This window comes from Kribbella sp. NPDC048915 (assembly GCF_040649595.1).
In the GTDB taxonomy this organism is placed as follows: Bacteria; Actinomycetota; Actinomycetes; order Propionibacteriales; family Kribbellaceae; genus Kribbella.
Genome location: NZ_JBEZFT010000089.1, coordinates 1 through 18102, shown reverse-complemented (window position 1 = coordinate 18102; position 18102 = coordinate 1). Strand labels below are relative to the sequence as shown.

General features: G+C 70.3%; 16 protein-coding genes. 13 read left to right on the top strand and 3 right to left on the bottom strand.

Annotation, left to right across the window (positions count from 1 at the left end):
* Positions 1-24 precede the first annotated feature (24 nt).
* Positions 25-1437: a PLP-dependent aminotransferase family protein gene (locus tag AB0B82_RS30415; protein WP_360176196.1), complete on the bottom strand. Its 1413-nt coding sequence runs from the start codon at positions 1435-1437 to the stop codon at positions 25-27.
* Positions 1438-1500: 63 nt separating this feature from the next.
* On the opposite strand from AB0B82_RS30415, the gene AB0B82_RS30410 reads away from it, so the two are divergent.
* From AB0B82_RS30410 to AB0B82_RS30380, 7 genes are all read left to right on the top strand, one after another.
* Positions 1501-2613 carry a pyridoxal phosphate-dependent aminotransferase gene (locus tag AB0B82_RS30410; RefSeq protein WP_360176193.1) on the top strand — a complete coding sequence of 371 codons (1113 nt, stop codon included), beginning with the start codon at positions 1501-1503 and terminating at the stop codon, positions 2611-2613.
* Positions 2614-2622: 9 nt separating this feature from the next.
* On the top strand, positions 2623-4608 hold the full coding sequence (gene tmk / locus AB0B82_RS30405; protein WP_360176190.1) for a dTMP kinase: 1986 nt from the start codon (positions 2623-2625) through the stop codon (positions 4606-4608).
* Positions 4605-5813 carry a DNA polymerase III subunit delta' gene (locus AB0B82_RS30400; protein ID WP_360176188.1) on the top strand — a complete coding sequence of 403 codons (1209 nt, stop codon included), beginning with the start codon at positions 4605-4607 and terminating at the stop codon, positions 5811-5813. Before tmk ends, AB0B82_RS30400 begins: the two co-directional genes overlap by 4 nt.
* Positions 5814-5933: 120 nt before the next feature.
* A complete protein-coding gene (locus AB0B82_RS30395; RefSeq protein ID WP_360176186.1) occupies positions 5934-6599 on the top strand; it encodes a DUF4190 domain-containing protein in 666 nt (221 codons plus the stop codon).
* A 40-nt stretch (positions 6600-6639) separates the two neighbouring features.
* On the top strand, positions 6640-7674 hold the full coding sequence (locus AB0B82_RS30390; RefSeq protein ID WP_360176183.1) for a DUF4190 domain-containing protein: 1035 nt from the start codon (positions 6640-6642) through the stop codon (positions 7672-7674).
* A gap of 60 nt (positions 7675-7734) precedes the next feature.
* Positions 7735-8796 (top strand): regulatory iron-sulfur-containing complex subunit RicT, encoded by a 1062-nt coding sequence (gene ricT / locus AB0B82_RS30385; RefSeq protein WP_360176222.1) that lies wholly within the window; start codon positions 7735-7737, stop codon positions 8794-8796.
* A complete protein-coding gene (locus AB0B82_RS30380) occupies positions 8793-10331 on the top strand; it encodes an alpha/beta hydrolase (RefSeq protein ID WP_360176180.1) in 1539 nt (512 codons plus the stop codon). Before ricT ends, AB0B82_RS30380 begins: the two co-directional genes overlap by 4 nt.
* A 45-nt stretch (positions 10332-10376) precedes the next feature.
* Here the strand turns inward: AB0B82_RS30380 and AB0B82_RS30375 are convergent, their stop codons facing one another.
* A complete protein-coding gene (locus AB0B82_RS30375) occupies positions 10377-11006 on the bottom strand; it encodes a hypothetical protein (protein WP_360176177.1) in 630 nt (209 codons plus the stop codon).
* A 91-nt stretch (positions 11007-11097) separates the two neighbouring features.
* Here AB0B82_RS30375 and AB0B82_RS30370 point away from each other — a divergent pair, with 91 nt between their 5' ends.
* From AB0B82_RS30370 to AB0B82_RS30360, 3 genes are all read left to right on the top strand, one after another.
* A complete protein-coding gene (locus tag AB0B82_RS30370; RefSeq protein ID WP_360176219.1) occupies positions 11098-11442 on the top strand; it encodes a sterol carrier family protein in 345 nt (114 codons plus the stop codon).
* A gap of 81 nt (positions 11443-11523) precedes the next feature.
* Positions 11524-12810, top strand: coding sequence for an MFS transporter (locus AB0B82_RS30365; RefSeq protein WP_360176174.1), 1287 nt, complete (start codon positions 11524-11526; stop codon positions 12808-12810).
* Between the two features lie 13 nt (positions 12811-12823).
* Positions 12824-13786, top strand: coding sequence for a hypothetical protein (locus AB0B82_RS30360; protein ID WP_360176171.1), 963 nt, complete (start codon positions 12824-12826; stop codon positions 13784-13786).
* Here AB0B82_RS30360 and AB0B82_RS30355 read toward each other — a convergent pair.
* Complete coding sequence (locus AB0B82_RS30355) at positions 13777-15279, bottom strand: PLP-dependent aminotransferase family protein (RefSeq protein WP_360176168.1); 1503 nt, start codon at positions 15277-15279, stop codon at positions 13777-13779. The two genes, AB0B82_RS30360 and AB0B82_RS30355, sit on opposite strands and share 10 nt — an antisense overlap.
* A 28-nt stretch (positions 15280-15307) precedes the next feature.
* Between AB0B82_RS30355 and AB0B82_RS30350 the strand changes: the two genes are divergently transcribed.
* From AB0B82_RS30350 to AB0B82_RS30340, 3 genes are read left to right on the top strand one after another with little or no spacing between them, the layout of a single operon-like run.
* Positions 15308-16108 carry a methyltransferase gene (locus tag AB0B82_RS30350; RefSeq protein ID WP_360176165.1) on the top strand — a complete coding sequence of 267 codons (801 nt, stop codon included), beginning with the start codon at positions 15308-15310 and terminating at the stop codon, positions 16106-16108.
* Complete coding sequence (locus AB0B82_RS30345; protein WP_360176162.1) at positions 16105-16245, top strand: hypothetical protein; 141 nt, start codon at positions 16105-16107, stop codon at positions 16243-16245. Before AB0B82_RS30350 ends, AB0B82_RS30345 begins: the two co-directional genes overlap by 4 nt.
* Positions 16246-16265: 20 nt before the next feature.
* The gene (locus AB0B82_RS30340) at positions 16266-17753 is read left to right on the top strand and encodes a CYTH and CHAD domain-containing protein (RefSeq protein WP_360176159.1); all 1488 of its coding nucleotides are present in this window, start codon (positions 16266-16268) and stop codon (positions 17751-17753) included.
* The last annotated feature ends 349 nt before the right edge of the window (positions 17754-18102 follow it).

Genomic DNA, 18102 nt, shown 5'->3' with positions numbered 1-18102 from the left:
ACGTTTTGTTCTACACCTGAATTGTCAGATCGCGAGGGTGGGGCGGGGGTGCGGGTGAGTGGTTGGTGGGTGGTAGTCGGACCAGGCGTGGGTCAGGCGGCGGACCGCTTCGGTGAGGGCGTCGGGGCAGGCCCGGAAGTGCAGGCGGATGTAGGGGGTGCCGGCGCCGGTGATGTCGAGGCCGGCGCCCGGGAGGACGGCCAAGCCGTGGCGGAGGGCGGTTTGGGCGAACGAGACGCCGTCACCGCACGGCAGCCGGACCCAGAGGCACTGACCTCCCTGAACGGTCGGGATCTCCCAGGTCGGGAGGGCCGCGGTGAGTTGCCGGTACAGGTGGTCGTGGCGGGCCTTCAGGGCGCGCGGGAGTTCGGGGCCGTCGAGGAGCGGCAGCAGGTGGACGGCGGCCAGTTGGGTGGGGATGTTGCCGCCCAGGTCGTGGACCGCGCGGAGGCGTGCCAGCCGGTTGATCAGCGGTGGTGTCGCGCGGATCCAGCCGATCCGCAGGCCGCCCCAGATGCTCTTGCTGAGCGAGCCGATCGAGATCACGGTGTCGCCGTACGCCGCTATCGGCACTGGCTGCTGCGCACCGGGGAACCCGAGGTCGGCGGGTACCTCGTCCTCGATCACAGCGATCCCGGCCGCGGCCACCCGTTGCCGGGCGAGCGCGGACATCATCGCGCCGGTCGGGTTCTGGTACGTCGGGATGACGTAGGCGAGCGCCGGTCGCCGCTCGCGGATCGCCGTCTCGAGACCGTCGAGGCCGACCGGCAATCCACGCAGTACGGCGCCCTGTTCGCGGAAGACCTCCAGTGCGCCTGGGTACGTCGGCGCCTCGACGAGGACCTGGTCGCCGGGTGCGAGCAGGGCCTGCGCGAGCAGCGACAACGCCTGCTGGCCGCCGTTGGTCACGATGATCTGCTCGGGCGTCGTCGGGACACCACGCGCCGCGTACCGATCTGCCAACGCCGCGCGCAGCGCCGGATGCCCGTACGGGTAGTAGCCGATGTCGTCGGTGATCCGGCCGAGTTCCGGGGCGATCGTCAGGAACGCGTCGGCCAGCTGCGGCGGGGGATCGCCCGGCGCGGCGCAGACGGCGAGCAGTACGTCGTCGTCCCGCGCTTCGAGCGAGTCAAGGAAGATCGGATCGACCGGCGCATCGTCGACCGGATCCCCGGACGGTACGCCGGCCACACGTGTTCCGCTGCCCTGGCGCCGGGTGATCCGGCCCTCGGCGCGCAGCAGGTCGTACGCGGCCACCACCGTCGTACGCCCAACCGCCAACGCCCCGGCGAGCGCACGATCGGGTGGCAGCAGGACGCCTGGCGGCAGATCGCCGTCGTCGATCAGCTGCCGCAGCCGGGCCGCGAGCAGTACGTAGAGCGGGCCGCGGCCGGACGACCAGCGGCCCAACCGGGCTACCACCTCGATTGGTCTCATCTGCGAACCAATTCTGCCGGATTGGCTCTGCCCCGGCCAGCGTTCGTGCAGAACCATGACGGTATGGCGACCTTCGCGAGCAACCCGATCATGTCCCTGACCGCAGCGCAGCCGCGGCACGACCTGAGCGAGAGCTACGGGCCGAACCTCCGCCTCGGCGACCTGCTCACGCCGGAGCTCGCCGACCACGAGCTCGGGTACGGCACCGCGCCCGGCAGCCCGGCCTTGCGGACGGCGATCGCGGACCGGCACGGCGTCCGGCCGGACGACGTGGTGGTGACGGTCGGCGGGATGCATGCGATCTTCCTGCTCGCCTATCTGCTCGCCGATCGGGGCGGTCAGGTCGTCACGACCGGACCCGAGTTCCCGATCACGCGCAGCGTCTTCGAGACGGTCGGGGCGTCGGTGCGCGTCGTACCGCTCACCTTCGACGAGGGCTACCGGCTGTCGGCGGCCGCGATCCGTGCGCAGCTGACGCCGGAGACGCGGCTGGTCAGCCTGGCGACGCCGCAGAACCCGTCCGGCGTCGCAGTTCCGCACGACACCCTGCGCGACATCGTGGTGGCGATGCGCGAGATCTGCCCGGACGCGTACCTGATGGTCGACGAGACCTATCGGATCGCGTCGTACGGTGACGATCCGGTGGCCGGTACGGCGCTCGACCTCGGGCCCAACGTGGTGGTCGTGGGGTCGCTGTCGAAGTGCCACGGTGCGGCCGGGCTGCGGATCGGGTGGGCGATCAGCACGGACGCGGGACTGATCGAGCAGTTGCGGACGGGCAAGTTCAGCACGGTGGTCTCCGCGTCGACGGTGGCCGAGGCGCTCGCGGTCCGGGTGTTCGAGGAGGAGGCGGAGATCCTCACCGTGCGGAGAGCCTGGCTGCGGGAGAACCTCGAGCTGACCGAGGACTGGGTCCGCGCGAACGCCGACGTCGTCGAATGGATCCGGCCGGATGCCGGGGCGTTGTGCGTGATCCGTCTCGCGCGGACGGTCGACCTCGAACGGTTCCGGCGGGCCACGGCGGAAGCCGGCGTCCGGCTGGCGGACGGCGACTGGTTCGGAGACGAGCCGCGGGTGTTCCGGCTGGGCTTCGGTTTCCTGCCGGCGACCGGTGTGAAGGTGGCCCTCGAGGCGGTACAGGATGCGCTGCGCGAGGCTGTCCACGCCGCCCACTAGGCTTGCGGTGTGCCGGAGGTTCATGACCCGTTGACCGATCCTGCACCGGCGCACGACGTGCGGGCGGTGTTGCGGATCCGGGCGTTCCGGCGGCTCTGGATCGCGTTCGGGCTGTCGAGCCTCGGGGACTGGGTCGGCCTGCTCGCGCTGACCGCGATGGCGCGCTCGTTCGCCGGCGACGACTACCAACTGGCGAACTACGCGATCGGCGGTGTGCTGTTCCTCCGGGTGCTGCCCGCGCTGGTGATGGGGCCGGTCGCGGGCTGGGTCGCCGACCGGCTCGACCGGCGCTGGACGATGATCGTCGGCGACTTCGTCCGGGCGGCGTTCTTCGTCTCGATCCCACTCGTCGGCTCGCTCACCTGGTTGCTGGTTGCGACCGTGCTGATCGAGGTGGTCAGCCTGGTCTGGGGCCCGGCGAAGGACGCCAGCGTGCCGAACCTGGTGCCCCGGCACCGGCTCGAGGCGGCCAATCAGGTCAGCCTGATCACGACGTACGGCTCCGCGCTCCCGGCCGCGGTGATCTTCACCGCGATCAGCTTGGCGTTCCGCTGGGCCGGCGAGTTCGCGATCGACCTGGCCGTCTACGTGAACGCGGCGACGTTCGTGGTCTCGGGGCTGGCGATCGTGTCGGTGTCGGAGATCGGGCGCGCGGTGCACGAGCACGAGGCGCACCCGACGATGTGGCGGACCATGGTCGAGGGCTGGTCGTACGTGACCGGCACGCCGGTCGTCCGCGGCCTGGTGGTCGGGATCTCCGGGGCGTTCGCGGCCGGTGCGGTCGTGATCGGCCTCGGCCGCACGTACGTCGAAGACCTCGGCGCCGGCGACCCGGGCTACGGCTTGCTCTTCGGCGCCGTGTTCGGCGGACTGGCGATCGGGATGGGCTTCGGGCCGCGGATCTTCTCCGGGCTGTCCCGGCGGCGGTTGTTCGCGGCCGGCCTGGTCGGATCCGGGATCTGCCTGGCGGGACTGGCGTTGATCCAGCAGATCGAGATCGCCACGATGATCGCGGTGCTGCTCGGGTTCTGCGCGGGCGCGTCCTGGGTCTCCGGGTACACGCTGCTCGGTCTCGAGGTACCGGACGCGGTTCGTGGCCGGACGTTCGCGTTCGTCCAGTCGGCGGTGCGGACCGTGCTCGCGGTCACGCTGGCGATCGCGCCGTTCGCCGCGGGTGCGATTGGGCGGCAGACGTGGACCGTCGGCGGCCGTTCGGTGACGTACAACGGTGCCTCGCTGACCATGGTCGCGGCGGCGATCCTGGCCGGGGTGATCGGCCTGCTCGCCTGGCGGCAGATGGACGATCGTCCAGGGGTGCCATTCTGGCGGGACGTTCGGCGTAGCTTCGGCAAGACCCGCGGTGACTATCCGACGACCGGGCTGTTCATCGCGCTCGAAGGCGGCGAGGGCGCCGGGAAGTCCACCCAGGCCGCGCTGCTGGTGGAGTGGCTGCAGGAGCAGGGGCAGCAGGTGCTGCTGACCCGCGAGCCCGGCGCGACCGAGCTCGGCAAGACGTTGCGGCAGATCGTTCTCGACCCGGCGACCGGCGACATCTCGGACCGCGCCGAGGCGCTGCTGTACGCCGCCGACAAGGCCGAGCACGTCGACTCGGTGATCAAACCGGCGCTGAAGGCGGGCGCGGTGGTGATCACCGATCGGTACGTCGACTCCGCGCTGGCGTACCAGGGATCCGGTCGCGACCTGGACCTGTCCGACGTCGAACGGGTGAACCGCTGGGCCACCGACGACCTCCGTCCGAATCTGACGATCCTGCTGGACCTGCCGCCGAAGAGCGGGCTCGGCCGCTTCCACGAGCGGGACCGGATCGAGGCGCAGTCCGACGACTTCCATGAGCGGGTGCGCGCGGCGTTCCTCGAGCTGGCCGCCGCCGAGCCGCAGCACTACCTGGTCCTGGACGCGACTCAGGACCGCGAGGAGATCGCCGCGCAGATCCGTGCCCGCCTGCAACCGATGCTCCCGAAGGTGGACCTATGAGTGTCTGGGACGACCTGGTCGGACAAGAGCCCGCGATCGCTGTGCTGGGTAAGGCGGTTTCCGGTGCGGCCGCCGTACTGCGGGGCGAGTCGGGGGCCGCGGCCGCCGGGATGACGCACGCGTGGCTGATCACCGGGCCGCCCGGATCGGGGCGGTCGAACGCCGGCCGGGCCTTCACGGCCGCGCTGCAGTGCGCGGACGGGGGCTGCGGCGAGTGCAACGAATGCCGTACGGCGCTCAGCGGCGCGCACCCGGATGTGTCGCTGATCCGGACCGAGCTGCTGTCGATCCGGGTCAGCGAGGTCCGGGAGCTGGTCCGGCGCGCGGCGATGAGCCCGACGCAGGGCCGGTGGCAGGTGATGGTCGTCGAGGACGCGGACCGGCTGACCGAGCAGGCTGCGGACGCATTGCTGAAGAGCATCGAGGAGCCGGCGCCGCGCACGGTCTGGGTGCTGTGCGCTCCGACCGTCGAGGACGTCGTACCGACGATCCGGTCACGGTGCCGGCTGCTGGTACTGCGGACGCCGCCGGTGGCCGCGGTCGCGGAGATGCTCGGGCGGACGCTCGGCATCGACCAGGATCTGGCCTGGTTCGCGGCGCGGGCGGCGCAGGGACACATCGGCCGTGCGCGGGCGCTGGCTCGCGACGAGGCGGTCCGCGAGCGGCGGAACAAGGTGCTCGCCGTACCCTTTGCGCTGCGTGACCTCGGGGCCTGCCTCAAAGCCGCGCAGCAGCTGGTCGAGGCGGCCAAGGAGGAGGCCAAGGCCAGCGCCGAGCGGGTCGACGAGAAGGAGCGCACCGCGCTCGAGCAGGCGCTCGGGGTCGGCACGAAGGGCGCCCGGCCGCGGGAAGCGAACGCGGCGCTGAAGGAGCTCGAAGAGCAGCAGAAGGCGCGCGCCAAACGCTGGGAGCGGGATGTGCTCGACCGGTCACTGGTCGACCTGATGGCGCTGTACCGCGACGTCCTCGTGCTGCAGACCGGCGCCGGCACCGAGCTGATCAACGCCGAGCTGCGCGCGAACCTCGAGCAGCTCGCTCAGCGGACGACCGCCGAGCAGACAGTGCGCCGGATCGACGCGATCGGCACCTGCCGGGAGGCCATCGACGCCAACGTGGCGCCGCTGGTCGCACTGGAGGCGATGACGGTGGCGCTGTTCGAAGGGCGCAACGACGGATTCACGATCCCGCGCCGCGTGCTGCGCTGAGGTGTGAGTCACTCCGTCCGATAACTGGGCGGACCGTGTAACACCGAGACCAGCCGGTCCGATGACTGGGTGTCCGGGTCAAGCAGAACGCCCGGTGACCGAGTGCCGGAACGGAACACCATGACCCAGCCGCCTTCGCCGATTCAGCCTGCGCGGCGACCGTTGCCTTCGGCGGAGACCTGGCTCGAGGGCGCCCCGGCGCCGAAGCCGCGCCCGGACGGGTACGCGGTGGCCGCGTTCGCGACCAGCCTGCCCGGTCTGGTGCCGATCGCGGTCGTCCTGGCAGGCATCGCGCTGCGCCGGATCAAACGTGCCGGCGGTCACGGAAAGCGATGGGCCTACGGCGCTCTGGTGGTGTCGCTGTGCTGGCTGATCGCGATCGCCGTCGCGGTGGCGCTCAACCTGATCGGCGAGCACCGCCAAGGGATCGGCCGGACCGTTCCGATCGCGCAGGTCGAGGTCGGCCGCTGTTTCGACGCGGACCTGGAGGCCGCGACGCTGCGCTCGGTGCGGATCGCGAATTGCGCCGTACCGCATACCGGCGAGGCCTACGCGAAGGTGCGGGCCGCGCTGGTCGGGCTGACCGAGGAACAGACCGAGGCGGTCGCGACCCAGCAGTGCGCGGGGGCGTTCGTGGAGTTCGTCGGCAAGCCCTATGAGCAGTCGGACCTGGACATGTACTACGTGGTCCTGCAAGATCGTGCTGTTGCTGACGGCAACGTCCTGTGTCTGGTCGGGGTTCCCGGGACCCAGTTGACGGGTACGATGCGCGGGTCGCAGCGGTAGTGCCGGTCGGGAAACCGGAGAGACCAGTGGGGGAAACAGCGTGACGCAGCCACCGTACGGCCCCGGGTCGGAACGGCCGCAGGACCGGCCGGTCGATCAGACGCGCGCGTTCCCCACCTACACCGGGCAGTCGCAACCGACGTACGGCCAGCCTGGCCAGCCTGGCCAGCCCGGCTACGGCCAACCGGGGCAGCCCGGCCAGCCTGGCTATGGCCAGCCTGGCTATGGCCAGCCTGGCTACGGGCAGCCTGCCGGTGGGCAGCCGCAGTACGGTCAGCAGGCGCCGGGGTACGTGCAACAGGGCTATGGCCAGTACGGGCAGTACGGCCAGCAGCCGCCGCCGTACGGGCAGCCCGGCCAGCCGTACGCGCAGTATCCGGGCTCCGCGCAGTACGGCTATGGCTACGGGTACGGCTACACCGGCACGGCCGGGACGAACCCGCTGGCGACCGCGGCACTGGTGACCGGACTCGGCGGACTCGTCATCGGGATCTCGGCGCCGGTCGCGATCGGCCTCGGGATCGCGGCGCTGGTGCAGATCAAGCGCCGCGGCCAGGAAGGCAGGGGAATGGCGATCACCGGTCTGGTGATCGGCTCCGTGCTGACCCTGCTCTACGGGGCGATCATCTTGTTCATCGTGGCGATCGGTTCGACGGTCGATGACGAGTACGACGCCTCCGGCTCGGGCTCGACCCCGACGATGCCGTCGAGCGGCGCCGTGATCACGGTCGACGAGCTGGCGATCGGCGAATGCTTCGACGACACCGGCGCCCATGAGGATGCGGTGACCCGTCAGCCGTGCACGGTCGCCCACGACGGCGAGATCGTCGGCAACGCGCACCTGGCCCCGGGTGCGTGGCCCGGTTCCGACGGCGTCGACAAGCGCGCCGACCGAGCCTGCTCCCCGCTGTTCGCGACGTACGTCGGCAAGTCGGTGGCGACCACCGAACTCGAGCCGTACTTCTGGGCGCCCACCGAAGAGCTCTGGAAGGACGACGATCGCCTCGTGGTGTGTGCGACGTTCGGTCCGAACGAGCAGCCCCTCACCGGTTCGGTCAAGAACAGCCACCGGTAGACCCGAGGTTGTCCGGAACGCGGCGGTTGCCGGGCAGGGAAGTACGCTGACGGCGTGGGCATGGTCATGGCGGTGTCGTTCGAGCGGTACGGGCGGCTCTATTACCTGGACCCGGGTGAGTTCCGGCCCCGGGTCGGGGAGAAGGTGCTCGTCCCGACCGACGACGGGCCCGAAGTCGCCGAGTGCGTCTGGGCGCCGCAGTACGTGACCGAGGACATCGGCGGGCTGCCGCTGTGCGCGGGGATCGCGACCGCCGCGGACCTGGACCGCGACGAGCAGAACCGGCAGCGCCGGGCGGACGCGCGGGTGATCGCGAAACGGACGATCCGGCAGCACAACCTGCCGATGAAGGTCGTCGGGATCGACTTCGTGGACCGCCGGCCCGACGTCGACCAGTTGGTGATCGTGTACTTCTCGGCGCCGCACCGCGTCGACTTCCGCGAATTGGTCCGCGACCTGGCCCGGGCGTTGCGGGCCCGGATCGAGCTGCGCCAGGTCGGTGCGCGGGACGAGGCGCGGCTGCAGGGCGGGATCGGGCCGTGCGGGCGGGACCTGTGCTGTGCGACGTTCCTGAAGGACTTCGAGCCGGTCAGCGTGCGGATGGCGAAGGACCAGGACCTGCCGCTGAACCCGTTGAAGATCTCCGGCGCGTGCGGCCGGCTGATGTGCTGCCTGAAGTACGAGCACCCGCTGTACCAGGAGTTCAACGCGAAGGCTCCGGCGCTCGGGACCGCGGTGGAGACCCCCGCGGGTGATGGAGTGGTGGTCGGGCACAACGTGCCGAGCGACACCGTGGTCGTCCGGCTGGCGGCTTCCGGCCGGCGCTGTGCGTGCAGCCGTGCGGACGTCTGCTCGCCACGCCAGCAGTACGAGGCCTCCGGTACGACGACTCCGGACGCGCCGCCTGTCGCACCACCGGCGCCCGAAGTGCCGGAGGTGTCTGACGTGTCTGAGGTGTCTGAGGTGTCTGCGGAAACGTCTCCGGCAGCGCAGGACGTGCCCGGCGAGGAATCCGGGGCCGGACCGGACGGCCGCGCCGAGACGCGGGCGGAACGGCGGGCGCGCAAGCCGCGCCGGCGGCGCCGCCTGCACCACGACGACGAGGGAGAAACCGCGCAGTGAGATTCCGCAGGTCGACCGTGCTGGTGGCAGCTCTTGCGGTGCTCGCGAGCGGATGCGGAGTGGCGAGCCGGGCCCAGGACGCCGGCGACGGGACCGCGCCCAGCGTCGGCAGCAACCCGCCGAGCGGCCCGGTCGGACCGATCCCGGCCGGGCTGGAGAAGTTCTACCAGCAGCGACCCGACTGGGAGCGCTGCGGAGCCAACCAGCAGTGCGCGACGATCGAGGTGCCGCTGGACTACACCAAGCCGACCGGCCGGACGATCGAGCTGCGGGCCCGGAAGGTGCTGGCCCGGGACCGCGGCGGCCGGATCGGCACGCTGTTCATCAACCCCGGCGGTCCGGGCGCGTCGGGGCAGAGCTTCGCGGCGCAGGCGTCGATGCTGTTCGGGTCGCCGTTGCTGCGGAAGTTCGACATCGTCGGCTGGGATCCGCGCGGTGTCGGCGAGTCCACCCCGGTGCGCTGCCTGGACACCGAGCAGCTGGACGCGCTGATCGCCGCCGACGGCAGCCCGGACACCCCGGCAGAGGTCGCGGACCTGGACAAGCAGTCGAAGAACCTCGCCACCACCTGTGAGCAGCGCGCCGGTGAGCTGCTCGCGCACGTCAACACCAAGGACGCCGCGCGCGACATCGATGTGCTGCGCGGCATCGTCGGCGATCCGCAGCTCTACTACCTCGGCATGTCGTACGGCACGTACCTGGGGGCGACGTACGCCGAGCTGTTCGCGAAGAACGTCGGCCGGATGGTGCTGGACGGCGCCGTCGACCCCGCGATCACGTCCGAGCAGCTGGGGATGGCGCAGGCGAAGGGGTTCGACAAGGCGCTGGACGCGTTCGCGGAGGACTGTGCGCAGCGATCGTGCAAGCTCGGCAGCAGCAAGACCGAGGTGCTCGCGAAGGTCGACCAGCTGATCAAGCTCAGCGACGCGAACCCGCTGCCCGGCGACGGCCGGCGCGAGGTCACGCAGGCGCTGGTGATTCTCGGCCTGGTCTACCCGCTGTACCTGAAGGACTATTGGCCGCGGCTCGAGGACGCCGTCGTCGACGGACTCGCCGGGAACGGTGCCCGGCTGCTCGCGATGGCCGACGAGTACACCGACCGTAAGCCGTCCGGGTACTCCGACAACGCCAACGAGGCGCAGATCGCGGTGAACTGCTCCGACCGGCCGGACTTCACTTCGCTCGCCCAGCTGCAGTCGCGGGTGCCGGCGTTCAAGGCGGCCTCACCGCGGTTCGGTGAGTTCCTCATCTGGTCGTCGGTGGCCTGCATCAACTGGCCGGTGAAGCCGACGAACACACCGCATCAGATCAAGGCGCCGGGTGCGAAGCCGATCATGGTGCTCGGTACGACGCGCGACCCAGCCACGCCGTACGAGTGGTCGGTGAGCCTGGCACACCAGCTCGAGAGCGGCGTCCTGGTCACGCGGGACGGCGACGGCCATACGGCGTACCTGTCGGGCAACGCCTGCGTGAAGAACGTTGTGGAGAGTTACCTGGTGCAGGGAAACACGCCGGCGACCGACATCAAGTGCTGACCGGCCGGCGCCGCGGCGCTCAGTTGAGTCAGCTGGGCCGGTGAGTCAGTTGGGTCGGTCGTCGTTGTCGTCGACCGGGATCTCGAGGGTCTCGGTGGCGTGCTCGAGGATCGCGCGCAGCCCGGCCTCGTCCTGCGGGCGGCCGCCGACGGTGATCTCGACGGCGGTGTTGCGGCCGTCGTCGAGCGAGATGAAGCGGGACAGGCCCATCCGGGGACCGCGGGTCGTGTCGGTGTAGGTGTAGACCAGCGTGCCGTTGTCGCGGCTGAGCACGGTCAGACCGGGCTCGCGGATGCTGCGTTCGCGGGCCGCGACCAGCTGGTCCGGCGACTGCTTGCTGCCCCGGGTGTCGAAGCGGACCTGCCAGACACCGGTCGGGTCGACGAACTTCGGCCGGGTGCCGTCCTGGGCGCTCTTCCAGCCGGCCGGGACCTCTGCGGACACCGGCTCGGCGGAGGTGCCGAAGCTCTGCTCGACGTACTGCAGCTGGTCGGCCTGCAGGCCGTCGCCGCGGCTCGGCGTGCCGGACCCCGCCGGACTCACGATTCCGGCGGGCGTCTCGTGGGCGCTGAACGGGTTGCCGCCGTTCACCGCGACGACGGCGCCGAACACCGCCACACCGACGGTCATCCCCGCCAGCGTCATCAGCAGCGCCTGGTGCCTGGGCGTGAGCATCCCGGTCTTCGCCTCCCTGTCCTCCGGCCCGATTATCCCTGACAAAAGGGGCGTCCAGGCAAACTGCCGCGTACCCTGGCTCGTCGTGGAGATGTCCGACGCTGCGTTCCGGCAGGCATTGCAACGCTACGACGACGGTACGGCGGAACGAGGCGACCTGAAACTGCTCACGAAGGATCTGCTGAAACGCCTGGTCGCGAAGGCGCCCGGGCACGCGGTCGAGGTGCGGGTGCCGCCGTACGGCGCCGTGCAGTGCATCGAAGGCCCGCGGCACACCCGCGGGACGCCGGGTGCGGTGATCGAGATGCCGCCCGAGCTGTGGATCGACGTCGCGCTCGGCCGGATCAGCTGGGCGGACGCGCGGCTGACCGGGAAGCTCCGCGCCAGCGGCGAACGGACCGACCTGAGCGGGCTGCTGCCGCTCGTCCCACGCTGATCGTTCACGCCTGATCGTTCGCGCCTGCCCAGTGGGTAAAACAGGTTCGTCGGTAGCGGTCGGGCCTGTCACCATAGGGCGGTGGCAGGACGTCTGAGCGCGCGACTGGCCCGGTTGCGCGTCGATCTGACCCCGTGGCGTAGTTCCGGTGATTTCCGCATTCTGCTGGTCGCGGGGTCGGTGTTCTTCCTCGGCGGCATGGTCGGGTACGTCGCCCTGCCGTACCAGCTGTACCAACTCACCGGCTCGAACTTCGCCGTCGGCGCGATGGGCCTGGTGACGATCGTCCCGCTGGTCATCTTCGGGCTGTACGGCGGTGCGCTCGCCGACCATGTGGAACGCCGCAAGCTGCTGGTCGGGACCGGGATCGCGCAGGTCGTGATCTCCGCGCTGATGGTCCTCAACACGCTGCTACCGAATCCGCAGATCTGGCTGATCTACGTCTGCGGCGCGCTGAACGCGATCGCCTCCTCGCTGCAGCGGCCGTCGCGGGAAGCGCTGCTGCCACGGGTGGTCAAACACGACGAGATCCCGGCGGCGGTCGCCCTGAGCTCGCTGACCGCACAGGTCGGCCAGCTCGCCGGACCGGCACTGGGTGGTGTACTGGTCGGTTCGGTGGGTGTGACCTGGGCGTTCTCGGTCGAGTTGGCCGGAATCATCTTCGCGACGCTGCTCTACACGCGGCTCGGCTCGTACCGCGCCGGCGAGCAGTCCAGCGCTCCCAGTCTGCGGGCGATCGGCGGCGGGATCGTCTACGCGTTCCGCCGCAAGGATCTGCTGGCGACGTACCTGGTCGACATGGTCGGGATGTTCCTCGCGATGCCGATCGTGCTGTTTCCAGCGTTCGCGACCGACATCCTGAAGGAACCGAAGCTGCTCGGGCTGCTGTACAGCGCCGAGGCGATCGGGGCGATGTGCGCCAGCCTGACCAGCGGCTGGGCCAAACACGTGCACCATCAAGGCCGAGCGGTCGTGCTGGCCACGATGGGGTGGGGTGCGGCGGTCGGGATCGCCGGCCTGGCGCCGAACATCTGGATCGCGATCGCGTTCTTCGCGGTGGCGGGCGCGGCCGACATGGTCTCGGTGCTGTTCCGGTCGGTGATCTGGAACCAGACGATTCCCGACGAGATGCGCGGGCGGCTGGCCGGCATCGAGATGCTCGGGTACTCGCTCGGCCCGCTCGGCGGTCAGGCTCGCTCCGGCGTGGTCGCGGACCTCACCTCGGTCCGGTTCGCGATCGTCAGCGGTGGCGTGATGTGCGTCGCGGGAGTCGTTGCCACAGCCGCCTGGTTGCGCGAGTTCTGGCGGTACGACGCCCGGACCGACGAACACGCCGTACGGGAAAGGCAACTTCGGACCGCCGGTTAGAGTCCCACCCATCATGCGAATTCGCCGCGCCACGATCGTCCCCGCTGTGACCGTTGCCGTTCTGCTCGCGGGGTGCAGTGGTCCCTCGGGCGAGGCTGCTCCCAGCACTTCACCGTCCGAGTCGCCGAGCGCGTCGCCGAGTGTGGGAACGCCGTCGGTGCCGACACCGTCCGCCGCGAAGGTCGCGGACACGGTGTGCGTGCGGATGGACCCCGATCTGGTGCAGGCCACGCTTGGGACGCCGGTCGCGAACATCCAGCCGAAGAACCCGCCGGCCGAGGTCGGCCTGCCGACGTACGACGTCTGCCAATTCACGCTCGCCGCCGGCGCGAACGGACCGGTCCTGCGGGTCGGGGTCTCGGTGCTGCCGGCGACCCCGGCGACGCTCGCCGCGAGCCGGAAGGCGGACCTGTCGCGCCAACGCGAGCCGATCGTGCCGGTCGCGCTCGGGCAGGGCGGGTACGGGACGAGTACGTCGCTGGTGTTCCTGCTCGACGGGCGGCTGTACAAGCTCACGGGGCCGCAGGCGACGCCGGCGAAGTACGTCGTGCTCGGTCGGGAGGTCACGCGGCAAGTGGCCGGGCTGCCGGAGCCGGAGTTGATGGTCACGCGGGAGGAATGCGATCGGGGGTCCGCGGTCGCCGAGAAGGTGATGGGCGCGCCGGCTGTGGTCCGGCGAGACGGCGAAACACTTGCCGGCGACCCGGTGTGTGCCTGGATCACGGCGAGCAGTGTGCTGTCGGCATCGGCGCGGCGCGAGGCGGACGCGGCGAAGTTGCTGGCGCCGATCCGGAAGCTGCCGACCTCGCAGTCGATCCCGCTCGGCGACGAAGCGTACGTCGACACCGGGACCGGGCGGACGACGATTCGGATCGGCGAGGACAAACTGGTCGATCTGGTGCCGGAGCCGGCGCGGGCGGTGGACCCCGATCTGATGACGCAGTTCGCGCTGGCGATGATTCCGCTCTACCGCTGATCCCTGCTGACTGTTGCCCGAGCGCTGACCTCGGCGTGAGCGCGAGCTTTCGCGATCGTGGCGATCGCTTCGTCGATTTCGCTGGGAGTACGAGCGGCGTAACCGAGGACGAGGCCCGGGCTGCCGGGGAGCTGGCGGTGCCAGGACAGCGGGTGGGTCTTCACGCCCGCGTCCAAGGCGGCCGCGGCCAGCTCGACGTCGTCGCCGCTGCCGAAGGTGATGGTGAGATGCAGGCCGGCGGCGGCACCATGGATGGTTGCTGTGGGCAAATACTTGTGTACGGCGGCGACCATCGCGTCGCGGCGTTCGCGGTGCCGGCGGCGGAGGAACCGGAGTTGGCGCTCGAGTTCGCCGGACTCCATCAGCTGGGCGAGCGTGAGTTGTGGCAGGCTCGCGTTGCCCAGATCCGCGAGCCGTTTCCGCGCGATCAGTGCGGCCCGGTACTGCGGCGGCGCCAGCATCCAGCCGATCCGGAGCGCGGGCGCGAGCAGCTTGGAAACACTGCCCGCGTAGATCACCTGGTCGGGCAGCATCGCCCGTAGCGCCGGCACCGGCGGACGGTCGTACCGGTGCTCGGCGTCGTAGTCGTCCTCGAAGATCAGGCCGCCGTCCTTCGCCCACCGGATCAGTTCGCGCCGCCGTTCGCCGTCCAGGACGACGCCGGTCGGGAAATGGTGCGCGGGTGTCACCATCACCACGCCCGCGCCGGAATCCCGCAGTACGTCGATCTGCAGCCCGCGCTCGTCGACCGGAATCGGCGGCGTCCGCATCCCCCAGTTCTGCAGGTGCTGGCGGGAGCCGAGCGATCCCGGGTCCTCGACGGCGACCGTGTGCACGTCGCGCTGATCGAGCACCTGCGCCACCAGGCCGATCGTCTGCGCCACACCCGCCACGATGATCAACTCGTCCGGCGCCGCGGCGATCCCTCGGTACTGCGCTAGCCATGCGGCGACGGCGCGGCGCAACATCGGCGTACCGGCGGGATCGCCGTACCCGAACTCCTTCGAGGCCAGGTCCGACAGGACGGCGCGTTCCGCGCGCAGCCAGGCGCTGCGTGGGAACGCCGCGAGATCGGGGACTCCCGGCGTGAGGTCGATGTGGGCCGGCAGGTCGCGCAGGCGGTCGAAGATCTCGTCGTCGTGGTCGCTGAGCGGTGCCCGGGTGCGGGGTCGGCTGTCGGGCGCGGGCGTTGTGCCGAGCGGAGCCTCGACGACCACGGTGCCACGTCGGCCCTGGCCCGCGACGTGGCCGTCCTCGGTCAGCCGCCGGTATGTCTCGGTCACCACGCCGCGGGAGACGCCCAGATCGGCCGCGAGGGTGCGGGTGGCCGGCAGGCGGGTGCCGACCGGGAGCTGACCGGTCGAGATCGCCGTCCGGAGACGGTCGGTGAGCCAGTCCGCGAGTCCGCCGGCCGGGACCTCGGCGGGGTCGAGCTGGAGGAAGTCCGCGCCGCTTTTGGACCTACCAGTTCGCGCCGAATTGGATCTGTCCACGGGACCATTCTCGCGCGACCGTGGAGCTATGGGAACCGACTACGTCCACGGCTACACGCCGGCCGAAACCCGCCGGCTCACGGACCAGGCGGGCACGCTCGCCGGCCTGCTGCACGGCGGTACGACGTACCCGCCCGGGAGCCGCGTCCTGGAGGCCGGGTGCGGTGTGGGTGCGCAAACGGTGCAGCTCGTGACCCGGAGCCCAGGGATCGCGCTGACCTCGATCGACATCTCCGAAGCGTCGCTCGCCCAAGCGAAAGCGCGCACTGCTTCGCTTGCGCCGCAGGCGACGGTCGATTGGCGGCACGCGGATCTGTACGAGCTGCGTGGCGAGACATTCGACCACGTCTTCGTCTGTTTCGTGCTCGAACACCTCGCTGATCCGGTCGACGCGCTCGTCCGGCTTCGGGCGCTGCTCCGGCCCAGCGGCACGATCACCGTGATCGAAGGCGACCACGGGTCGGCGATCTTCCATCCGCGCAGTCCGCGAGCACAACGCGTCGTCGACTGCCTCGTCGAGTTGCAGGCTTCTGCGGGCGGCGATGCGCTCATCGGGCGGCGCTTGCAGCCGTTGCTGGAACAGGCCGGGTACGACGACGTACGGGTCGAGCCACGCACTGTCTATGCCGACCAGCGCCTGCCGGAGCTCGTCGACGGGTTCACCCGCCGGACGTTCATCGCGATGGTCGAGTCCGTCCGTGACCGTGCGATCACCGCAGGTCTGTGCACTCCGGCCGAATGGGCGGCCGGGGTCCGCGACCTTGTGCACTCCGCCGAACCCGGCGGGACTTTCCACTACACATTCTTCAAAGGAGTTGCCCGCACATGATCGGTTTTCTCGTGCTGATCGTGCTGATCTGCATCGCCCTGAATCGCAACCGCCGCACGCAATTACGCCCGAGCGTCGACGGAATCGCCGACCGCGATCTGGAGCGATTGATCGACGAACTGAGGGCATGTTCGTAATTGCCTGGTAAACAAGGAAGATGGGACGGACTGAGCAGCTCGAGATCGAGACGAAGTACGACGTCGACGCGGACGTGATCCTGCCGGCGCTGCACGAGCTGCCCGGCGTTGCGCGGGTCGCCCAACCGGTCGAGCTGAATCTCGAGGCCGTGTACTACGACACCGCCGACCTTGATCTCGCTGCGCACAAGATCACCCTTCGCCGCCGGACCGGTGGTGAGGACGACGGGTGGCACGTGAAATTCCCGAGTTCGTCCGGCCGGCTCGAGGTCAGGCATCCGCTCGGACGCTCGACACGGTCCGTGCCGATCGCGGTCGTACGGACCGTTCGGGTGATCGCCCGCGACCGTCCGCTGGTGCCCGTCGTCACGCTGCGGACGCGGCGCATCGTGCATCGGCTGCTCGACGAGTCCGGCGCGGTGCTGGCCGAGGTGGCCGACGACCAGGTGACTGCCACTGCCCTGGACGGTGAGCCGGAGAGCTGGCGGGAGTGGGAGGTCGAGCTCGTCGACGGTGATCTGGCGCTGCTGGAGCACGCCGGTGAGTTGCTGCAGTCCGCGGGCGCGCGTCCGGCGCAGGGGCCGAGCAAGCTCGCGCGGGCGCTCGGCGATCGCGTCCGGGTGGACGAGTGGGAGCTGCCGTCGAAGCCGCGGACATCGGATCTCTTCCTGGCCTACGCTCGGGCACAGGTTCAGGCGATCCGCGAACGCGACCCCGAGGTACGGCGGGACGTGCCGGACTCGATCCACAAGTTCCGGGTCGCGACGCGGCGATTGCGGTCGGCGCTGGCGACGTACCGTCCGGTGATCGATCGCGAAGCCGGTGACGCGTTGCGCGCCGAGTTGAAGTGGCTGGCCGGTGAGCTCGGGGTTGCGCGGGACACCGAGGTGCAGCGCGAGCACTTCGCGTCCGCCGTCGCCGAGCAGCCGGTCGAACTTGTCATGGGCCGGGTCGCCGGGCGGATCGACGACCATCTGCGGGCCGTGTACCGGGAGGGGCGGGCAGGGGCGCTGGCCGCGCTGGAGAGTACGCGGTACTTCCGGTTGCTCGACGCGCTGGATGCGCTGGTCGCGTCTCCACCGGTCACCGGGGAGAACCGAAAGGCGCGCAAGCAGGTCGGGTCGTTACTGGCTCACGACTACCGGCGGATGCGCAAGGCCGTTCGCCGGTCCGAGGCCGCGTCATCGGTGACCGACCAGGACCACGAGTTGCACGAGGTTCGCAAGGCGGCCAAGCGGCTGCGGTACGCGGCCGAATCCGCCGTACCCGTCCTCGGCGACCAGGCCTCCGACCTCGCCGCCCGGGCCGAGGAAGTCCAGTCGGTACTGGGCGAACATCAGGACTCGGTCGTGTCCCGGGACCTGTTGCGGCAATTGGCGCTGCAGGTCTTCGCGGAGGGCGGCAACACCTTCACCTACGGCCGTCTCCATGCGGCCGAGGAGGCCCGTGGCGGGCGCTCCCGCGACGAGTTCTACAAACTCTGGCCCACCCTGCACTTCAAACCCTGAACATCCCGCCGGGGATCCTGCGACTCACCAGCGCAGCCGAGGCGCTGACAGCCATCGGGACTCCACCGACAGACGGCCCCACCGCGCGTCCACGTCGCCGGCGCAACTTCGCGGCGCACCGTGGCGGCGCACTGTCGGCGACGCACTGTTGTACTCCCCGGGGCCGTCGCGGGTGTACCGCCGTACTGCCCGCACCGTACTGCTCCCGGCCGGCGCCCTGGATCAAGGAGGCTTTTACCCCGGATTCGGGGAGAAACCCCAATGCCGCTCAGTTAGGGCTGGGGTGTGGTTGTCAACCGTCGTGGATGTGGATGGTGTGGGTGATCTTGTAGTTGTTGCGGTCGGTGGT